The organism is Pseudonocardia alni (genome assembly GCF_002813375.1).
GTDB classification, from domain to species: domain Bacteria; phylum Actinomycetota; class Actinomycetes; order Mycobacteriales; family Pseudonocardiaceae; genus Pseudonocardia; species Pseudonocardia alni.
Genome location: NZ_PHUJ01000003.1, coordinates 5174267 through 5193697 on the forward strand (window position 1 = coordinate 5174267; position 19431 = coordinate 5193697).

Consider the following 19431-nt stretch of genomic DNA (forward strand, 5'->3'; position numbering starts at 1 on the left):
TTCGTGTCGTCGCGAGCTCGTCGGGTACGACGATCGCGACGGCCCGTCGGAGAGGACGGTCGATGAGCACCAGTGCCACCACCGGGTCGCCGGTGTACGCCGGTGGGCCCGGGGCAGGGGCGGCCGCGCCCCACTTCGAGGACTTCGAGGTCGGGCAGGTCTACACCGGCCCGGCACGGAGCTTCTCCGCGGCGGTGGTCGCGGCCTTCGCCGAGGTCAGCGGGGACCGGGCCGCGCTGCACACCGAGCACGGCCGGTCCGCCGACGGCCGCCCGCTGGTCCACGGTCCGCTGGGCCTGGCCGGCTTCTTCGGCTGGCACCACGAGCGCGGCCTGTCGGGGCACGTCGAGGCGGCGTTCGACACGCACTGGGATTTCGTGGCGCCGATCCACGTCGGCGACTCGGTCACCTACGAGATGACGGTGACCCGCACCCGTCGCACGTCGGCACTGCGCAACGGTGTCGTCGGCAGGCACGTGGTGGTCCGCAACCAGCACGACGAGATCGTGCAGGTGGGCCGGTCGGCTGCGCTGGTCACGGCGCGCGAGGCGGTCGACGACCGCCGCGCCCGGCTCGGCCGGTCCTTCCCGTCCGTGGAGTGGGCGCGGGCACTGGCCCCCGCGCTCGGCGAGTCGGCCGCGTTCACCCGGGCCACCGGCACTTGGGACGGCACCCTCGGCCTGCGCCTCGGCGGCGACCTGGTGGTGTTCCGTGTCTACAAGGGACGGGTGCTCGAGGCCGGGACCCGGACACCGGACGGGCCGACGTTCGTCGTCTCCGCGCCCGACGTCGTGTGGGCCGGGCTGCTGACCGGTCCGCGGAACGACTTCACCGAGCGGACCCTGCGCGACGAGTTCGAGGTCGAGGGCAGTGCCTACGAGTACCTGCGGCTGACCGCGGCGGTCGTCGCGCTGGTCGACGAGGCGCGGGCGTTCGCCCGCACGGAGGGGACACGATGAGGGCCGACTACGTCGAGGTGGGCGGGACCCGCGCCTTCGTGCTGGAGGAGGGCGCGGGGCAGCCGGTGCTGTGCCTGCACACGGCGGGTCAGAACGGTGTGCAGTGGCGGGAGGTCCAGCCGCGGCTCGCCGAGCTGGGCTACCGGGTGGTGGTCCCGGACCTGCCGGGGCACGGTCGCTCGGAGCCCGCCCCCGGCGGCCCGGTGCGGGACCTGGGTGTCTACGCCCAGTGGTGCGAGGAGCTCATGGACCGGCTCGGGATGGACCGGCCCTTCGTGGTGGGTTGTTCCATCGGGGGCGCCATCACCCTGCAGCTCGCGGTGCGCCGCGGCGAGCGCCTGGCCGGCGCCGTCGCGCTGGCGGCGCACGGCGGCACCGACTCCGCCATGCTGAGCGTCCGCGGGCTGGAACGTGAGCTGGTCGACTCGGCCGCGCCCAGCCGGTCGGACCGGACCTACCTCGGGACGCTCGCCGTCGTCGGGCGGCGGGTGGCGGCCGAGCGGGCGGAGCTGATCGCGCGCATGCACCGCCGCGAGGACCCCGAGATCTCCACCAGCGACCTCATCGGCTGGGCCACCCACGACGTGCTGGCGGAGCTCGACGGCGTGGCCTGCCCGACCCACCTCGTCGTCGGGGACGACGACCTGTGGCTCGACCCCGCCGACGTCCGGCGCGCCGCCGAGCTCATCCCGGACTCCCGCTACACCCTGCTGGACGGCATCGGGCACTATCCGATGGAGGAGGTCGAGGGCTTCGCCGACGTCCTGCACGGCTGGCTCGGTGAGCTGGGCGCCCGCGAGAGCCGGGGTGCCGCATGACCGGCCGCGCGACCACCCTGGCCGACCTGCTGGCCGACACCGCCGCGGCCGCCCCGGAGAGCACCGTGGTCATCGACGGCGGGCCCGCCCCGCGCCGCGTCACCCGCGCGGAGCTGGTCGCACGCGTCCTCACGTTGCGCGAGGACCTGCGGGCCCACGGCGTCGGCGAGGGCGACTGCGTGGGCGTGTGGCTGCCGAACTGGTCCGAGTCGCTGGTGGCGCAGTTCGCCGCGGCCGCGCTCGGTGCCCACGTCATCGGCATCAACACCCGTTACGGCGTGGCGGACGTCGCGCACGTCCTGGACCGGGCCCGGCCGCGGGTGGTGCTGATCGCCCACGACTTCCTCGGCCTGGACCTGCGGGCGAGGCTGCGCGAGGCGGTCGCCGAGGCGGACGTGCCCGCCCCCGGCATCGCCGTCGTGACCGGACCCGGCCGCCCGCCCGCGGACCAGGCCGCCGCCGCGACCTACGACGTCGGCGCGGGGGCCTGGGTGCCCGGCCCGCCGTCGGGTGCGGCCGACCCGCAGGCGCTGCGCGGCACCCGGGACGCCCTGGCCGTGGCGTTCACGACCTCCGGCTCGACCGGCATGCCGAAGCTCGCCGCCCACCTCGGCAGCGGCGTGGCCACCCACGCCCGGAACGTCGCCGCCGCGGGCGGCTGGGACGCGGAGTCGGTCAGCCTGGTCGTGCTGCCGCTGTCCGGGGTCTTCGGCTACGTCCCGGCGCTCGCCGCGATCGCCGCCGGCGGGGCGGCGCTGCTGGAGCCCACGTTCGACGACGACCTGGTCGTGGCCCACATGGGCGAGTTCGGGGTGACGCACCTGGCCTGCGCGGACGACGTGGCCGGGCGGCTGATGGAGAGCCACCGCGCCCACGGCGGCGACCTGTCCGCGTGCCGCCGCCTGCTCATCGGGGACTTCTACGGCAAGTCGATCCAGGTCGCGGAATGGGCCGAGAAGGAGACCGGCACCCCGACCATGGGGATCTTCGGCTCCAGCGAGCTGTTCTCGCTGCTGTCGTTCTGGCACGAGCACGACCCGGCGCCCGCGCGCTGGCGGGCGGGCGGTCGACCCGTGTCCCCGGACATCGAGGTGCGCGCCGTCGACCCGGTCACGGGCGGGCCGCCGCCCGCGGGCGAGCCCGGCGAGCTGCAGTTCCGCGGCTACGCCGTGGTCGACGGCTACCTCGGCGACACCGACGGTGCGATCCGTGCGCGCTCGTTCACCGCCGACGGCTGGTTCCGCTCCGGCGACCTGGGCACGGTCCACCCGGACGGCGCGTTCGACTACGCGGGCCGGATGGGCGACTCGTTCCGGCTGCGCGGCTTCCTCGTGGAGCCCGCCGAGATCGAGATCCGCCTCGCCGAGCACCCGGACGTGGCCCGGAGCAAGGTCGTCGGCGTCACCGTGGACGGGGACACCAGGGCCGTCGCGTTCGTCGAGGCCGTGCCCGGCACCACCCCGGACCCGGCCGCGCTGCGGGCCTGGTGTGCCCAGGCCCTCGCGACGTTCAAGGTGCCCGACTCCGTGCACCTCGTCGAGCAGATGCCGACCACCGTCGGCACCAACGGTTCCAAGATCAAGGCTGCCGCGCTGCGCGAGCTCGCGGCGCGGCTGTACAGCAGCACGGAGGTCCCGACGTGAGCCCGTCCGATGTGGTCGTCTGCGACCCGGTGCGCACGGCGGTCGGCGTCGACGGCGGGGTGTTCGCCACCCTGACCGCCGCGGACCTGGCCACCCAGGCCCTGCAGGGGCTGATCGCCCGGACCGGGCTGGGGGAGGGCGACGTCGACGACGTCGTGCTCGGCTACTGCTACCCGACGAGCGAGGCGCCCGCCATCGGCCGGGTCGCCGCCCTGAACGCGGGCCTCGGCGTCGGCGTGGCCGGCATGCAGCTCGACCGCCGCTGCGGCTCCGGGCTGCAGGCCGTCCTGCAGGCGGCGCTCACCGTCGGGCAGGGCTGGGCGGACCTGGTCGTCGCCGGCGGTGTCGAGGCGATGAGCCAGGCCGAGTACTACGCGCTGGGCCTGCAGGAAGGGGTCCGCGGCGACGAGCTGCGGATGGTCAACCGGATCACCCGGGGCCGCACCACCGCGGGCGGGGTGCACTTCCCGGTCCCCGGCGGCATGCTCGAGACCGCCGAGAACCTGCGCGCCGAGTACGCGATCAGCCGCACCGAGCAGGACGAGTTCGCGCTCCGGTCGCAGGAGAAGGCCGTCGCGGCGACGAAGGAGGGCCGGTTCGCCGAGGAGATCGTGCCGGTCACGGTGCCTGGCACCCGCCGCACGCCGGAGACCGTGGTGACCCTCGACGAGCACCCGCGCGCCGGTCTCACCCTGGACGACCTGGCGCGGCTGCGGCCGGTCCGCCGCCACGAGGACCCGGACGCCACGGTGACCGCGGGCAACGCCTGCGGGCAGAGCGACGGGGCGTCGGTCTGTGTGGTGACCACCGCCGCGCGGGCGGCCGAGCTGGGCCTCACCCCGTTCCTCCGCATCGTGACCTCCGCGCTGGCCGGCGTGCCGCCGCGGACGATGGGGATCGGGCCGGTGCCCGCGGTCGCCACGGCGCTCCAGCGCGCCGAGCTGGAGTGGGCGGACATCGACCTGATCGAGCTCAACGAGGCGTTCGCGGCCCAGGTCATCGCCTGCCTGCGGGAATGGGGCCTCCCCTCGGACGAGCCGCGGCTCAACGTGAACGGCTCGGGGATCTCCCTCGGTCACCCCGCGGGCGCCACCGGCTGCCGGATCCTCACCACCCTGGCGTACGAGATGCGTCGCCGCGGGAGCCGCTACGGCCTGGAGACGATGTGCATGGGCGGTGGCCAGGGCCTGGCCGCGATCGTCGAGCTCGTGGCGTGAAGGTCCTCTGGGTCCTCGCCCACCCCGAGCCCCGCTCGCTGAACGGTGCGCTGAAGGACGCGGGCGTCGCCGCGCTCGAGCGGGCCGGGCACGAGGTCGTCGTCTCCGACCTGCACGCCATGGCCTGGAACCCGGTGGTCACGGCGGCGGACTACGGCCACGACCCGGACGAGCGGTTCCGGGTCGGGCCGGTGTCGGCCCAGGCCCGCACCGCCGGGACGCTGAGCGCGGACGTGCGCGCCGAGCAGGACAAGGTCGCGGCCGCCGACACGCTCGTCGTCCAGTTCCCGCTGTGGTGGTACGGCATGCCCGCGATCCTCAAGGGCTGGTTCGACCGCGTGTTCCTCAAGGGCTTCGCCTACGGCGTCGTCGATCCCGACCACCCCGGCCGCACGCTGCGTTACGGCGAGGGCCCGCTCGCCGGCAAGCGGGCCCTCGTCCTGACCACCGTCGGCGGGCGTGGACCGGACCTCGGACCCCGCGGCGTCCACGGGCACCTCGAGGAGCTGCTCTTCCCCCTGCAGCACGGCACCCTGTTCTACGTGGGCTACGAGGTCCTGCCGCCCGTCGTCGTCACGGGCGCGAACCGGGTGTCCGACGACGAGTTCGCCACGGCCGCGAGGGAGCTGTGCGAGCGGGTCCTCGCCGTCCCGCACACGACCCCGCTCCCGTTCCGCAGGCAGAACGGCGGGGACTACGACGACGACCTCGTCCTGCGCGACCACCTCGCCACCGGCCGGGCCGGGCTCGGGATCCACCTGCGCGATCGACCCACGGAGACGGAGAGATGACCGAACCGTTCCTCACCGAGGACCGCCTGGCGATCCAGGCGATGGCCCGCGAGTTCGCGATGAAGGAGGTCCTGCCCGTCGCCAACGTGCTCGACCCCGAGCACGGTGAGATCCCGATGGCCCTGCGGGAGAAGATGGCCGGGCTGGGCTTCTTCGGCATCCTCATCCCGGAGGAGTACGGCGGGCTCGGCCTGGGCCTGTCCGAGTACGCGATCATCGTCGAGGAGCTGGCCCGCGCCTGGATGAGCGTGGCCAGCCTGATCGCCCGCGGGCAGCAGTTCACCGCCGGCTTCGACGCCGACCAGCGCGCCCGCTACCTGCCCGCCATGGCGCGCGGCGAGTTCCTCAGCGCGTTCGCGTTGTCCGAGGCGGAGGCGGGCTCCGACGTCGCCAACCTGAGCTGCCGCGCGGTCCCGGACGGCGAGGGCTGGCGGATCACCGGTCAGAAGATGTGGTGCACCTTCGCCGACGGCTCGGACTACCTGCAGGTCTTCGCGCGGACCGAGCCCGTCGACCCGGCGCACCGCTCGCGCGGGGTGACCTGCTTCCTCATGCCCAAGCAACGGGGCACCCTGCCCGAGGGCGTCACCGGCACCCCGGTCCGCAAGATCGGGTACCACGGCTGGAGGACCTGGGAGCTCGCCTTCGACGGCGCCTGGGCGAGCGAGATCGTCGGCGAACCGGGCAAGGGCTTCCGCATCGCCATGGGCGACCTGGACACCGCCCGCATCCACACCGCGGCCCGCGCGATCGGGCTGGCCCGCGGGGCGCTGGAGGACTCGATCGCCTATGTCGGTGAGCGGGTCCAGTTCGGCCGCCCGATCGGCGTCAACCAGGCGCTGCGGTTCACGATCGCCGACATGGCGGCGCAGGTCGAGGCCGCGCGGGCCCTGATGTACCAGGTGTGCACCGCGGTCGACGCCGGCCGGCCCAGCCCGACGCAGGCCTCGATGGTCAAGCTCGTGGCCTCCGAGATGGCCGAGCGGGTGACCAGCGAGGGCCTGCAGATCCACGGCGGCGCCGGCTACACCACCGACTTCCCGGCCGAACGTTACTGGCGGGACGCGCGGCTCACCAGGATCTTCGAGGGGACGTCGGAGATCCAGCTGCGGATCATCTCCGACGCTCTGCTGGGGAGGACCGACCGTGCCTGAGACGCACCGCTCCTGAGACACACCGCCCGTCGTCCCTCCGCCGCGGCAACCGGATCGGTGGGGCACGCCCACCGCTGCACGACGCCCGGTTCGCCATCCGACTGCGCGGTGGGCCAGGGCGCGAGCCGCGGGCCCCGACGGTTCGGCGCCGGCTGGGCCGTGGACCGCTGTCCCGTCAGGCGTCTGCGCGCGAGCTCGGATGCAGACCAGGCATCCCGGCGGGGCTGCCGTGCGGGATCCACCGGGCCAGCAGGTCCCGGCCGAACAGCTCGTCGACGACCATGCAGCCCGCCCCGGTCGGGCCCGCCCGTTCGCCCAGCGACGCCCGCGCGATCTGCAGGTCGCGGGTGGCCAGCGGCAGAGACCGGCGGTAGACCGACTGGCGAACCCCGGCCAACAGCAGATCGCCGGAGGTCCCGACCCGGCCGCCGAGCAGGATCGTCGACGGGTTGAAGAAGTTGACGATGGCCGCCACGGTGTCGCCGACCAGGCGACCGGCACGCGACAACAGCTCGACCGCGACCCGATCGCCGAACTCGGCGGCGCGCACGACGTCGTCGGACGTGATCTCGCCCGCCTTCGCCAGCCGCTCGGTCAGGTGCTCCCCCCGGTTGTCCAGGGCGGCCGCCGTCGCATCCCGGGCCAGTGCTGCACCGCCCGCGAACGCCTCCAGGCAGCCGACGTTGCCGCAACGGCACACCACCTGCTCCGCGCCGGGGACCGATCCGGTCAACCCGACGTGCCCGATGTCGCCCGCCGAGCCCTGCGCGCCGCGGTGCAGCCGTCCGCCGGAGATCAGTCCCGCGCCGATCCCGGTACCGATCTTGACCAGGACCAGGTCCGGGGACCCGACCCCCCGGCCCGCCCGGTACTCGCCCAGCGCCATCAGGTTGACCTCGTTGTCCACGAACGCGGGCGCGTCGTAGCGGGTGGCCAGCCGGTCGCGGACCGGGTAGCCGTCCCAGCCCGGCATGATCGGTGGCGCCACCGGCCGACCGGAGGCGAACTCGACGGGGCCCGGCACCCCCAGACCGACGCCCCAGACGGCGGGAGCGCCCCGGTCGGCGAGCAGCTCGTCGAACAGGCTCTCCACCCGGCTCAGGCTGGCCTCCGGCCCGGTGGCGATGTCCCAGGCGCGACTCCGGTGGTCGACCAGACGTCCGCTCAGGTCGGCCACACCGGCGTCGAATCCGGTCACCCCGAGCGAGGCCACCAGCAGCACCCCCGCATCGGCACGGAAGCGCAGCTCGCGCGGCGCCCGGCCTCCGGTGGACGTGCCGAGGTCGCCTTCGGTCACCAGGCCCGCTGCCTCCAGCTGCCCGAGCCGCTGCGAGACGACCGTGCGTCCCAGCCCGGAGCGACGGGCCAGCTCCGGACGTGTGCGCGCGCCGCCGGAACGAACCAGGTCGAGCACGGTGACCAGCGTGTCCAGCTGGTCCGGCGCGACCCCTTGCACGGACGGTCCCACTCGGCGACCTCCTCGTTCCGCCTCGGCCAGGCTTCCGAGGATAGTCCATTGACTTTTGTGTAGATCAAACTTTACTGTCATCGCATCGATCGCAAGTGCGGCGCCGTGGCCGCACCGAAGGAGGTGGGTCGTGCGTCTCGGCTATCACTCGATCACCTGGGGCGGCGTCACCGGCGCCGCGGCCGGGGTGACCAGCGTCAAGGACCTCGTCTACCGGGTCCCCGGAGACATGGACCGGGCGCTGCGCGAGATCTCCGCCGCCGGCTACCGGGGCGTCGAGATGTTCGACGGGAACGTGCGCGAGTTCGCCGAGGTCCGCGACGACCACCCCGGCTCACTGCACCGGCTGCTCGACGAGACCGGGCTGTCGCTGGTCGGGGTCTACACGGGCGGGAACTTCGTCTACCCCGAGATCCTGCCCGACGAACTGCACCGGGTACGCCGGGCCGCTGAGGACGCCGCCCGGTTCGGCGCGGCACAGCTGGTGGTCGGTGGCGGTGCGCCGCGAGCGCAGGGGATCGCCGACGGCGACCACGACCGGCTCGCCCGGGCCCTCGACACGGTCGCCGGGATCGCGGCGGAACACGGCCTGTCCGCCTGCTACCACCCGCACCTGGGCACGATCGGCCAGTCCCCGGAACAGATCGAGGCCGTGTTCTCCCGGTCCACGATCGGCTTCTGCCCGGACACCGCCCACCTGGCCGCCGGTGGTGGCGACCCGGCCGCGCTCATCCGCCGCCACGCGGACCGGATCCGGCACGTGCACCTCAAGGACCTCGGGTCCGACGGTGCGACGTTCCTGCCGCTCGGCCGCGGCGCGCTCGACCTGGACGGCGTGCTCGCCGCCGTCGCCGAGGTCGGCTACGACGACTGGCTGGTGGTCGAGCTGGACTCCTACGACGGCGACCCGGCCGAGGCGGCCCGGATCAGCCGCGCCTGGCTCGACGGCGCGCTGGACCGGGCCGGGCTGACCGTGACGACGAGTTGAGACAGGAGCAAGCGATGGCGGACAGGCTCCGCGCCGGGATCATCGGCGCCGGGTTCATCGGCGGCGTGCACGCACACGCCGTCCGGGCGGCCGGGGGCGAGGTGACCCGCGTCGCGGCCTCGCGCCCCGACCGGTCGGAGGAGGCCGCCGTCCGCCTCGGTGCCCGCACCGCGGCCGTGAGCGGCGACGACCTGATCGACGCCGACGACGTCGACGTGGTGCACGTGTGCACCCCGAACTCCACCCACGTCGCCCTGGCCCGCCGGGCGCTGGCCGCGGGCAAGACGGTGGTCTGCGAGAAGCCGCTCGCGACGACGCTGGACGACGCGCGGGCGCTGGTCGCCGCGGCCCGAGGCCGGGTCGCGACGGTGCCCTTCGTCTACCGCTTCCACCCCGCGGCCCGGGAGATCCGGGCCCGGGTCCACGCGGGCGGGGCCGGGCCGCTGCACCTGCTGCACGGTGCCTACCTCCAGGACTGGCAGGCGGCCGGAGCGCCGGCCGGATGGCGCGGCGACGCCGCCGAGGGCGGCGCGCACCGTGCGTTCGCCGACGTCGGTGTGCACTGGTGCGACCTGGTCGAGTTCACCAGCGGGCACCGGATCACCCGCCTGCTCGCCGCGACCGCGGGCGGGGGCACGGCCAGCACCGTCCAGTTCGAGACCGACAGCGGCGCCACCGGCTCGGTCGTGGTCAGCCAGACCGCGCTCGGCCGGCGCAACGCGCTGCGCATCTCCCTCGACGGCGAGCGGGCGGCCTACCGCTTCGACCAGGAGTCGCCCGAACAGCTGTGGATCGGTGACCGCGACGGCGACCGGGTGCTGCACCGCGGCACGCCCGCGTACTCGCCGGCCGCGGCACGGTACTCACTGCTCCCGCCCGGCCACCCGCAGGGCTACCAGGACTGCTTCAACGCGTTCGTGGCCGACACCTACTCCGCGGTCCACGGCGATGCACCGGACGGGCTGCCCACGTTCGCCGACGGCCTGCGTGCTGCCGCACTGACCGACGCGGTGATCCGCTCGTCGGAGTCCTCGACCTGGGTGGAGGTGCCCTCGTGAAACTCGGAATGCTCACCGCCTGTCTGCCCGATCGGCCGCTGGACGAGATCGCCCGATGGGCCGCGGGAGCGGGCTACGAGGCCCTCGAGGTGGCGGCCTGGCCGGCGATCGGCGACCGGCCGTTCACCGCCAGCCACCTCGACGTCGCCGCGTTCGGCGAGCGCGAGGCCGACACCACGCGCGCGCTGTTCGACGAGCACGGTCTGACGCTGAGCTCGCTGGCGTTCTACGACAACAACCTGCACCCCGACCCGGCCGAACGCGCCGCCGTGCACGCCCACCTCGCGGCCTGCATCGACGCCGCCGCGCTGCTCGGCTGCCCGACCGTCGGGACGTTCGTCGGGCGCCATCCCGGCCGGACGGTGGCGGAGAACCTGCGCGACGCCGAGGAGATCTTCCCACCGCTGGTGGAGCGGGCCGGCGAACACGGCGTCAAGCTGATCGTCGAGAACTGCGTGATGGAGGGCTGGCACCCGGACGGCTACCCGGGCAACCTCGCCTACTCGCCCGAGCTGTGGGAGTGGATGTTCTCGCTCGGGCTCTACCTCAACTATGACCCGAGCCACCTGGTGTGGATGGGCATCGACCCGGTCGAGGCGCTGCGCCCCTACGTGGACAGGATCCCGCACGCCCAGGCCAAGGACATCCAGCTCTTCCCGGACGAGCGCCACCGCTACGGCTGGCCGGGCAAGGCCGTGCGGCGCGAGGACCCGTTCGACGTCGGCTGGTGGCGTTACCGGGTGCCCGGCCTCGGCGACGTCGACTGGCGCCGGGTCGTCGACACCCTCTACGAGGGCGGCTTCGACGGCGTGCTCTCGGTCGAGCACGAGGACCCGGTCTGGGGCGGCACCGAGGACCGGATCCACACCGGCCTGGAGGTCGCCCACCGCACCCTGCGGCCGCTGATCGTGGCGTGAGGAGAGAAGTGCGCTACACCGCAGAGATCCTGCCGTACCACGACTATCCGCTCGAGGTGGCGATCCGCGAACTCGCCGGGCTCGGGTTCACCGAGGTCAACCTGTGGTCCTCGGCCGCGCCGCTGGCCCACCACGTGACCCCGGGCGACGACCCGTCGGCGATCCGCGCGGTGCTCGACCGCTACGGCGTGCGCCCCTGCGGCCTGACGATGTACGGGAAGACACAGGACGAGATGCTCGAGCGCATCGAGTTCGCCCGCGACCTCGGCATCGACACCGTGATCTTCGACTGCGAGGCCAACTACCCCGACTTCGTCGCGACGTTCCTCCCCACCCTGGTGGAGGCCGCCGCCCGCGACGGCGTCCGGATCGCCGTGGAGAACCACCTCACCGTGCCGTTCAACGCCGACTTCGAGTCCGGTCACGGCGAGGAGCAGCGCTGGGACGAAGGCGTCGACACACTCGCGCAGATCAAGCGGTTGGTACGCGACATCGACCACCCGAACCTCGGGATCTGCCTCGCCCCGCCACACCTGTGGGTCATGCAGGACGGCATCAGCGAGGCCATCACCTGGCTCGCCGAGCGCCGGAAGCTCTTCTACTACTACATCTGGGACATCGACCGGGCCTACCGCCACGGCGTCGACGGTCTGAACTTCGGGGCGGGGGAGCAACAGCTGCCCCGCGTCGGCGGCACCCTCGACCACGCCGTCCCGCTCGGGACGCTCGCCCGCGTCGGCTACTCCGGCCCCGCCAGCCTCAAGTGCCACGGCACCGGCGGCTGGCCCCTGCACCACATCACCGACGAACTGGCCAAGGCCGACGCCTACGTGCGTTCGTGCCTCCCGCGCTGAGGGGAAGACCTTGTCCGAGATCGACAGCTACGGCGGCTCGACTCGCTGGACCTTCGACGCCACCGGGGCGTTCCGGCTCGACCGCGACGGCGACCGGTGGTGGCTCGTGGACCCGCTGGGCAACGGCTTCCTGTCCGTCGGCCTGAACCACATCGACGACTCCGACCTCAAGTACCCGCACAACCTGGAGGTCTGGCAGAAGCGCTACGGCGGCTCGCGGGAGCGCTGGATCTCCGAGGGCGTCGTCGCCGACCTACGCAACTGGGGCTTCAACTCGATCGGCTGGACCCAGCAGTACATCGGCGGCGGCTGGCGCGAGAAGTTCGACTGGTCGCAGATCGTGGTCGTCGAGCACGGGTCGCAGTGGACGGTGGCCGACCTGGAGGCCGCCGGGATGCCCTACATCATCCAGATGCGCCTGGCGGAGAACGAGAACTGGAACGGGCGCCCGTACTACCCCGACGTCTTCGACGCCGACTTCGACGACCACTGCGCCTACCTCGCGCGCAGCATCTGCGTGGACGCCGCGGCGAGCAAGAACCTCATCGGCTACTCGTTCGTCGACGCGCCGCTGTGGTTCCGCCACCCCGCGGGTGCGGACTGGCCGGGGCTCGAGGGGCTCGAGGGGGACAAGCGCGAGGCGAAGCTGTTCGAGATCGCCACCAGGTACTACGAGACGATCCACCGCCACATCCGCACCTACGACCCGCACCACCTGATCCTGGGCGACCGCTACAACGGCGACAACGAGCTGCCCGACGTGGTGCTCGAGGCCGCGAAGCCCTACATCGACGTGCTGTCGGTGCAGTACTACCCGGGCAACGACCAGGCCTCGCGCGACCACATGATCACCCACGCCCGCGGCCTGTACAAGCGCGTCGGCAAGCCGATCCTCATCCCCGACATCGGCAACTGGACCGCTACCGAGCTCAACCCCCACCGCACGATGGACGGCGTCCCGGACCAGGCCACTCGCGCCCGCCACTACATCGACACGTTCACCGACCTGGTGCGCGAGCCGTGGCTCCTGGGCTGGCACTGGTGCGGCTACGTCGAGAACCTCTCGCGCGGGTGGGGCATGAAGGACCCGTGGGACGAGCCGTACGGCGAGTACGTCGACCCGATCGCGGACTTCAACCGCACCGTCTACGACCTGCTCTGAGAGGGAAGCCCATGAGAATCGTCGACCACAACGGGGACCTCGTCCGCCACGGCCGCGCCACCGTCAACGGCGTGCGTCTGCACTACCTGACCGCAGGCGAGGGGGAGCCCGTCCTGCTCCTGCACGGGGTGCCCAAGACCTCCTACCACTGGCGGCACGTGATCCCGTTCCTGACGCCGCACTACCAGGTGGTGGTGCCGGACATGCGCGGGCTCGGGGACTCCGAGCACGCCGACGGCGGCTACGACATGGCGAACGTGGCCGAGGACTTCGCCGAGCTGATGACCGAGCTCGGGCACGACCGTTTCCGGGTGGTCGGCGAGGACTGGGGCGCCGCGGCCGCCTACCAGCTCGCCGCCCGGCACCCCGACCGCGTCCAGCAACTGGTCTACCAGGAGATGATCCTTCCCGGGTTCGGGCTGGAGGACTACTCGTTCCTGACCCCGGACAACGTCCGCAGCTACGTCTGGCTCTGGCACATCAACTTCTACTCGGTGCCCGAGTTCCCGGAGATGCTGATCAGCGGGCACGAGCGGGAGTACTTCTCCTACTTCATGAAGCACGAGACGCACGACCCGTCGGCGATCACCCCGGACGCGCTCGACGAGTACGTGCGCTGCTACTCCTCGCCCGGCGGCGTGAAGTGCATGTGCGAGATCTACCGGGCCACGCTCACCGACGGCGACCAGAACAGGGAGTCCGCGAAGACCCGGCTCCCGATGCCGGTGCTGGCCGTGGGCAGCGAGCACTTCATCGGCGCCGACAACGAGCGGCAGATGCACGAGGTCGCCGACGACGTGCGGGCGGTGACCCTGCCGTGGGGCCACCAGCTCGCCGAGGAGTCGCCCGACGAGCTGGCCGGGCACTACCTCCGATTCTTCGCCGGGGAGCTGTAGAGATGGCGACGTTCGCAGTCCGCGACGGGCGGCTGGTCGACCCGGACGGGGAACCGTTCCTGTCCCTGGCCCTGAACCACGTGGACGAGACCAACCTCAAGTTCCCCTACAACCGCGACATCTGGCGGGAGCGCTACGGCTCCCGCGAACGTTGGATCGCCGACGGGGCCGTCGCCGACCTGCGGAACTGGTCGTTCAACACGCTGGGCTGGACGCAGGAGTACGTCGCCGGCGGCTGGGGTGAGGCGCTGGACTGGTTCGGCGACCCGATCGACCTCAAGCACTCCACCCCGTGGTCGGCCGCCGAGCTGCGCGGGGCGGGCATCCCCTACGTCGCTCAGGTGCCGGTGCAGGAGATCGAGGACTGGAACGGCTACCCCGCGTTCCGGCCCATGGACCCTGCTCACGGAGGCGACGACTTCGCGGTCTGGTGCGACTACCTCGCGCGCAGCATCGCCGCCGAGCACGCCGACTCGCCCGACCTGCTCGGCTACTTCCTCGTCGACATCCCGGCCTGGCTGCCGCACGCCTCCGGCGCCGACTTCGCCGAGCTCCAGGGCCTGGACGCGGCCGAGCGGGAGAAGAAGCTCTACGACGTCGCGAGCCGCTACTACGAGACGATCGTGACGGCGATCCGCCGCTACGACCCCGACCACCTGATCCTCGGCGACCGGTTCAACGGCAACAAAGGCATCCCGGAGCCGGTGCTGCGGGCGATGGAGCCCTTCGTCGACGTGCTGTCGGTGCAGTACTTCACCGAGCCGACCGAGGAGTCCCGCACGCAGCTGCGCGCGGACCTCGCGCGCTGGCGCGAACAGTGCGGGGGCAAGCCGGTGATCGTCGCCGACACCGGCAACTGGACGCCCACCGAGCTCAACCCGCACCGCGAGGGGCTGCCCGACCACGCCGCCCGCGGGGTCGACTACGGCGCCGCCCTGGACGCCGTGCTCGACGAGCCGTGGTTCGCCGGCTGGCACTGGTGCGGCTACGTGGAGAACACCGGCGGCCGCGGCTGGGGGCTCAAGGACCCGTGGGACGAGCCCTACCGCGACCTGACCGACGCCATCACCGAACACAACCGCCGCGCGCTCGCGCAGCACGGGAAGGACTGACATGGGGCAGCTCGACGGCAAGGTCGCCGTGATCACCGGCGGCGGGCGCGGGCAGGGCCGGTCCCACGCGATCCGGCTGGCCCAGGAGGGCGCCGACATCGTCGTCTGCGACATCACGCAGCAGGTGGCCACCGTCCCGTTCCCGACGGGGCGGCCCGGTGACCTGGACGAGACCGTCGCCGCGGTGGAGAAGCTCGACCGGCGCTGCGTCGCGATCGAGGCCGACGTCCGGAAGACCGCGGACATGGAGCGCCTCGCCGACACGGCGATGAGCGAGTTCGGGCGCATCGACATCCACCTGGCCAACGCCGGGATCCTCAGCCTGTCGGAGAACACCTGGGAGCTCACCGACGAGGCCTGGGACGACATGATCGACATCAACCTGACGGGCGTCTTCAAGTCCTGCCGCGCCGTCGTCCCGCACATCCGCGCGGGCGGCAACGGCGGCACGATCCTCATCACGTCGTCGATCGCGGGCCTGCGCGCGGTCGCCGGCTGCACCCACTACACGGCGGCCAAGCACGGCATCGTCGGCCTGATGCGGACGCTGGCGCGCGAGCTGGCGCCGGAGTCGATCCGGGTCAACACGATCCACCCGACGGGTGTCGGCTCGCCGATGTCGAACAACGACTACTTCCCGCAGTGGCTCACCGAGCACGAGGAGCTCGGCAACGCCATGCGCTTCAACCTCATGCCGGTGGACGCGCTGCCCGAGCGCGACGTCTCCGACGTCGTCGCCTTCCTCTGCTCCGACGCGGGCAAGTGGATCACGGGGACGACCGTGCCGATCGACGCCGGCTTCATGCTCAAGTAGGACGGAACGGAGGTCCCCATGGGCACCTACGACATGACCGACCACGCCGGACAGCGGCTCACCCACGGCCGCCCCGAGGTCAACGGCGTGAACATCCACTACGCGATGGGTGGCTCCGGCGACCCGGTGATCCTGCTGCACGGCGTGCCGAAGACGATGTTCTTCTGGCGCAAGGTGATCCCGCTGCTCACCCCGCACCACACCGTCGTCGCGGTGGACTGCCGCGGCTACGGCGACTCCGAGCGGCCGCAGACCGGGTACGACACCCAGACGATGGCGCAGGACATCGTCGCGCTCGCCGACCACCTGGGCTTCGAGCGCTTCCGGATCGTCGGGGAGGACTGGGGCGCCGCCATCGCCTACGCGGTGGCCGCGTTCCACCGCGACCGCGTGGAGCAACTCGTGTTCCAGGAGATGCTCCTGCCGGGGCTCGGGTACGGCAGCGACGACGTCGCGGGTCGTACCAGGACCTTGAAGAAGGAGGACACCCGCACGATGTGGCACCTGGACTTCTTCAACGTGCCGCACTACCCCGAGATGCTCATGCCCGGCCGGGAGCGCGAGTTCTGGTCGTTCTTCATGAAGCGCGAGATGTACGACCCCAGCGCAGCCACCGACGAGGACGTCGACGAGCAGGTCCGCTGGTTGGAGTCGCCGGGCGGCACCCACACGATCCTCGAGGTGTACCGGGCCAACGACCTCGACGGCGAGCAGAACGCACCCCAGTTCGAACACAAGCTGACCATCCCGGTGCTGGCCGTCGGCGGCGAGGCGTTCTTCGGCGACGAGGTCCGCCACCAGATGGAGCCGGTCGCGCAGGACGTCCGCAGCGTCGTGATCGAGCGGTGTGGGCACAACCCGTCCCTGGAGCGGCCCGACGAGCTGGCGCGGATCTATCTGGAGTTCTTCGGGGAGGCGGTGGCGGCATGAACGACCTCGCGGAGATGACCGGGACCGCTCTGCTGGAGACCGGCGTCCGGATGCACTACTACGAGGCCGGGACCGGCGAGGACACGCTGGTGCTGCTGCACGGCTGGCCGGAGACCTCGTGGCAGTGGCGTCACGTCCTGCCGATGTTCGCCGCCGAGGGCTACCACGTCGTGGCGCCCGACTACCGCGGCGCGGGCAACACGTCGCGCCCGCGTCTGGACCTCGGCCGCACCGTGGACCCACGGGTCGAGGACCTGCCTCCCGGTGGCTACACCAAGCGGGAGATGGCGGAGGACATCCACCAGCTCCTGCACGACCATCTCGGGCTGACCGGGCCCGCCTTCGTGCTCGGGCACGACCTGGGCGGCCAACTCGCCACCGCGTACGCCCTCCGCTACCCCGGCGACACCCGCGCCATGGGCTACGGGGAGGCGCCGCTGCCCGGCACCGAGGTGCACGACCGGATGAAGAACGACCCCACCCTGTTCCACTTCGCGTTCCACACGATCCTGGACCTGCCCGAGGCACTCACCGCTGGCCGCGAGCGCTGGTATCTGCAGCACTTCTACGACAAGCTCGGCTTCCGCCCCACCGCGGTGGACACCGACCACTTCGCCGCCGCGTACGCCGAGCCGGGCGCGATGCGCGCCGGGTTCGACCTCTACCGCGCCTTCGAGCAGGACGCCGTCGACACGCGGGCGGCACTGGCGGCGAACGGGAAGCTGACGATGCCTGTGCTCGGGCTGCACGGCCAGGTCAGCCTGTTCGACTCCGTCACCGAGGAGATGGGCCGCGAGGTCGCCGAGAACGTCACCGTCGAGTCGGTGCCGCAGGCCGGGCACTGGATCGCCGAGGAGAACCCGGCCGCGCTGGTGGAGATCGTGACCCGGTTCGACCGCACCACCAGGGAGCACTGATGTTGGACGTCACCGACCACGCCGGCACCCCCGTCACGCACGGCCGCAAGACCGTCAACGGGGTGCGGCTGCACTACGTCACCGCTGGGTCGGGGCCCGCGCTCGTGCTGCTGCACGGCGTGCCGAAGACCTGGTACTACTGGCACCGCGTCATCCCGCTGCTCACCGAGCACTTCACCGTGATCGCCCCCGACGTGCGCGGGTTCGGCGACTCCGAGCGGCCCGAGGGCGGCTACGACATGGGCACGATCGCCGAGGATGTCGGCGCGCTGCTCACCGAGCTGGGCCACGAGACGTTCGCCGTGGCGGGCGAGGACTGGGGCGCCGCGTTCGCCTACGCCGTCGCCGCCACGTTCCCCGAGCGCGTCACCAAGCTGTCCTACGGCGAGATGCTGCTGCCCGGCTTCGGGCTGGAGGACTGGTCGGCGCTCACCGCCGACAACGTGCGGTCCAGCCACTTCCTGTGGCACGTCGGCTTCTTCCACGTCCCGGACTTCCCGGAAATGCTGATCAGCGGTCGGGAGGAGATCTTCTGGTCGACGTGGATGAAGAACGAGACCTACAACCCCGCCGCGATCACTCCGGACTGCGTGGCCGAGTGGACGCGTTGCTCGTCCGCGCCGGGCGGGCTGCGGGCGATCTTCGAGGTCTACCGCGCCACGTTCACCAACATCGCGCTCGACGAGGAGTGGGGCCGGACCAAGCTGCCCATGCCGGTGCTCGCGGTGGCCAGTGAACTGTTCATCGGCGAGGAGACCCGCCGGCAGATGGAGCGCGTGAGCGACGACGTGCGCTACGTCGAGATCGCCGAGTGCGGACACAGCATGGCGCTGGAGCAGCCGGCGGAGCTGGCCGGTGTCCTGCGTGAGTTCTTCGCTGCGTGAGAGAGACGGAAGGAACTGACATGGGCCGCATGGACGGCAAGGTCGCGGTGATCACCGGCGGCGGGCGCGGGCAGGGCCGCTCGCACGCGGTCACGCTCGCGAGCGAGGGCGCCGACGTCGTCATCCTCGACGCGCCGGGCGACATCGCCACCATCGACTACGCGATGAGCACCGCCGACGACATGGCCGAGACCGTGGCGCTGGTGGAGAAGCACGACCGGCGCTGCCTGGCGATCGAGGCCGACATCCGCGATACCGCGGCGGTCCAGCGTGCCGCGGACGTCACGATGACCGAGTTCGGACGCGTCGACGCGCTGGTGTCCAACGCCGGCGTCATGGGCGCCGCGGACAGCACGTGGCAGCTCAGCGACGAGCAGTGGCAGGACATGCTCGACATCAACGTCACGGGTGGCTGGAAGGTCTGCCGGGCGTTCATCCCGCACATGATCTCCGGGAAGCGCGGCGGGGCGATCACGCTCACCGGCTCCACCGGCGGCCTGCGCTCGGTGGCCGGCTGCACCCACTACAACGTGGCCAAGCACGGGCTGATCGCGCTGATGCGCACGCTGGCGTGGGAGCTGGCGCCGGAGATGATCCGGGTCAACGTCGTGCACCCCACCGGCGTGAACACCGAGATGTCCAACAACCAGTGGTTCGTCGACTGGATGGGCACCCACGAGCGGCTCACCGGCCCGATGCGCGGCAACCTGATGCCCGTGGACGTGGTACAGCCCGAGGACGTGTCGAAGATGATCGCGTTCCTGGTCAGCGACGACGCCCGCTACGTCACCGGTACAGAGGTGCGGGTGGACGCCGGCTTCATGCTGAAGTAGGCCCTGCTCGGACGGC

Annotated in this window: 19 protein-coding genes; 18 read left to right on the top strand and 1 reads right to left on the bottom strand. The window is 72.2% G+C overall.

The window, feature by feature from the left end; translation table 11 throughout:
• The first annotated feature begins 62 nt into the window (after positions 1-62).
• From ATL51_RS25475 to ATL51_RS25500, 6 genes are read left to right on the top strand one after another with little or no spacing between them, the layout of a single operon-like run.
• Positions 63-959 (top strand): hotdog domain-containing protein, encoded by an 897-nt coding sequence (locus ATL51_RS25475; protein ID WP_073574009.1) that lies wholly within the window; start codon positions 63-65, stop codon positions 957-959.
• A complete protein-coding gene (locus ATL51_RS25480; protein WP_100880165.1) occupies positions 956-1777 on the top strand; it encodes an alpha/beta fold hydrolase in 822 nt (273 codons plus the stop codon). Before ATL51_RS25475 ends, ATL51_RS25480 begins: the two co-directional genes overlap by 4 nt.
• Positions 1774-3420: an AMP-binding protein gene (locus tag ATL51_RS25485; protein WP_100880166.1), complete on the top strand. Its 1647-nt coding sequence runs from the start codon at positions 1774-1776 to the stop codon at positions 3418-3420. The genes ATL51_RS25480 and ATL51_RS25485 overlap by 4 nt, the downstream gene beginning before the upstream one ends.
• The gene (locus ATL51_RS25490) at positions 3417-4637 is read left to right on the top strand and encodes an acetyl-CoA C-acetyltransferase (RefSeq protein ID WP_100880167.1); all 1221 of its coding nucleotides are present in this window, start codon (positions 3417-3419) and stop codon (positions 4635-4637) included. The genes ATL51_RS25485 and ATL51_RS25490 overlap by 4 nt, the downstream gene beginning before the upstream one ends.
• Complete coding sequence (locus ATL51_RS25495; RefSeq protein ID WP_100880168.1) at positions 4634-5428, top strand: NAD(P)H-dependent oxidoreductase; 795 nt, start codon at positions 4634-4636, stop codon at positions 5426-5428. Before ATL51_RS25490 ends, ATL51_RS25495 begins: the two co-directional genes overlap by 4 nt.
• Entirely contained in the window at positions 5425-6582 is a 1158-nt protein-coding gene (locus tag ATL51_RS25500) for an acyl-CoA dehydrogenase family protein (RefSeq protein ID WP_100880169.1), read from the top strand. Before ATL51_RS25495 ends, ATL51_RS25500 begins: the two co-directional genes overlap by 4 nt.
• 175 nt (positions 6583-6757) lie before the next feature.
• Here ATL51_RS25500 and ATL51_RS25505 read toward each other — a convergent pair whose 3' ends face one another.
• Positions 6758-8050, bottom strand: coding sequence for an ROK family transcriptional regulator (locus ATL51_RS25505; protein ID WP_253067187.1), 1293 nt, complete (start codon positions 8048-8050; stop codon positions 6758-6760).
• Between the two features lie 130 nt (positions 8051-8180).
• On the opposite strand from ATL51_RS25505, the gene ATL51_RS25510 reads away from it, so the two are divergent.
• Genes ATL51_RS25510 through ATL51_RS25565 form a run of 12 tightly spaced genes read left to right on the top strand, consistent with a single transcriptional unit; the run spans position 8181 to position 19415 of the window.
• On the top strand, positions 8181-9038 hold the full coding sequence (locus ATL51_RS25510) for a sugar phosphate isomerase/epimerase family protein (RefSeq protein ID WP_100880171.1): 858 nt from the start codon (positions 8181-8183) through the stop codon (positions 9036-9038).
• Positions 9039-9052: 14 nt separating this feature from the next.
• Positions 9053-10096: a Gfo/Idh/MocA family protein gene (locus ATL51_RS25515; protein WP_100880172.1), complete on the top strand. Its 1044-nt coding sequence runs from the start codon at positions 9053-9055 to the stop codon at positions 10094-10096.
• Positions 10093-11013, top strand: a complete 921-nt coding sequence (locus ATL51_RS25520) for a sugar phosphate isomerase/epimerase family protein (protein ID WP_100880173.1) — start codon at positions 10093-10095, stop codon at positions 11011-11013. The genes ATL51_RS25515 and ATL51_RS25520 overlap by 4 nt, the downstream gene beginning before the upstream one ends.
• Before the next feature lie 8 nt (positions 11014-11021).
• Positions 11022-11867: a sugar phosphate isomerase/epimerase family protein gene (locus ATL51_RS25525; protein ID WP_100880174.1), complete on the top strand. Its 846-nt coding sequence runs from the start codon at positions 11022-11024 to the stop codon at positions 11865-11867.
• A 10-nt stretch (positions 11868-11877) separates the two neighbouring features.
• On the top strand, positions 11878-13029 hold the full coding sequence (locus ATL51_RS25530) for a glycoside hydrolase 5 family protein (protein WP_100880175.1): 1152 nt from the start codon (positions 11878-11880) through the stop codon (positions 13027-13029).
• A gap of 11 nt (positions 13030-13040) precedes the next feature.
• Complete coding sequence (locus ATL51_RS25535; RefSeq protein ID WP_100880176.1) at positions 13041-13925, top strand: alpha/beta fold hydrolase; 885 nt, start codon at positions 13041-13043, stop codon at positions 13923-13925.
• A gap of 2 nt (positions 13926-13927) precedes the next feature.
• Entirely contained in the window at positions 13928-15037 is a 1110-nt protein-coding gene (locus tag ATL51_RS25540) for a glycoside hydrolase family 5 protein (protein ID WP_100880177.1), read from the top strand.
• 1 nt (position 15038) lies between these two features.
• On the top strand, positions 15039-15851 hold the full coding sequence (locus tag ATL51_RS25545; protein ID WP_100880178.1) for a mycofactocin-coupled SDR family oxidoreductase: 813 nt from the start codon (positions 15039-15041) through the stop codon (positions 15849-15851).
• An 18-nt stretch (positions 15852-15869) separates the two neighbouring features.
• Positions 15870-16781 carry an alpha/beta fold hydrolase gene (locus ATL51_RS25550; RefSeq protein WP_208623069.1) on the top strand — a complete coding sequence of 304 codons (912 nt, stop codon included), beginning with the start codon at positions 15870-15872 and terminating at the stop codon, positions 16779-16781.
• On the top strand, positions 16778-17698 hold the full coding sequence (locus ATL51_RS25555; RefSeq protein ID WP_100880179.1) for an alpha/beta fold hydrolase: 921 nt from the start codon (positions 16778-16780) through the stop codon (positions 17696-17698). The genes ATL51_RS25550 and ATL51_RS25555 overlap by 4 nt, the downstream gene beginning before the upstream one ends.
• Entirely contained in the window at positions 17698-18582 is an 885-nt protein-coding gene (locus ATL51_RS25560) for an alpha/beta fold hydrolase (RefSeq protein WP_100880180.1), read from the top strand. The genes ATL51_RS25555 and ATL51_RS25560 overlap by 1 nt, the downstream gene beginning before the upstream one ends.
• A 20-nt stretch (positions 18583-18602) precedes the next feature.
• Positions 18603-19415, top strand: coding sequence for a mycofactocin-coupled SDR family oxidoreductase (locus tag ATL51_RS25565; RefSeq protein WP_100880181.1), 813 nt, complete (start codon positions 18603-18605; stop codon positions 19413-19415).
• The last annotated feature ends 16 nt before the right edge of the window (positions 19416-19431 follow it).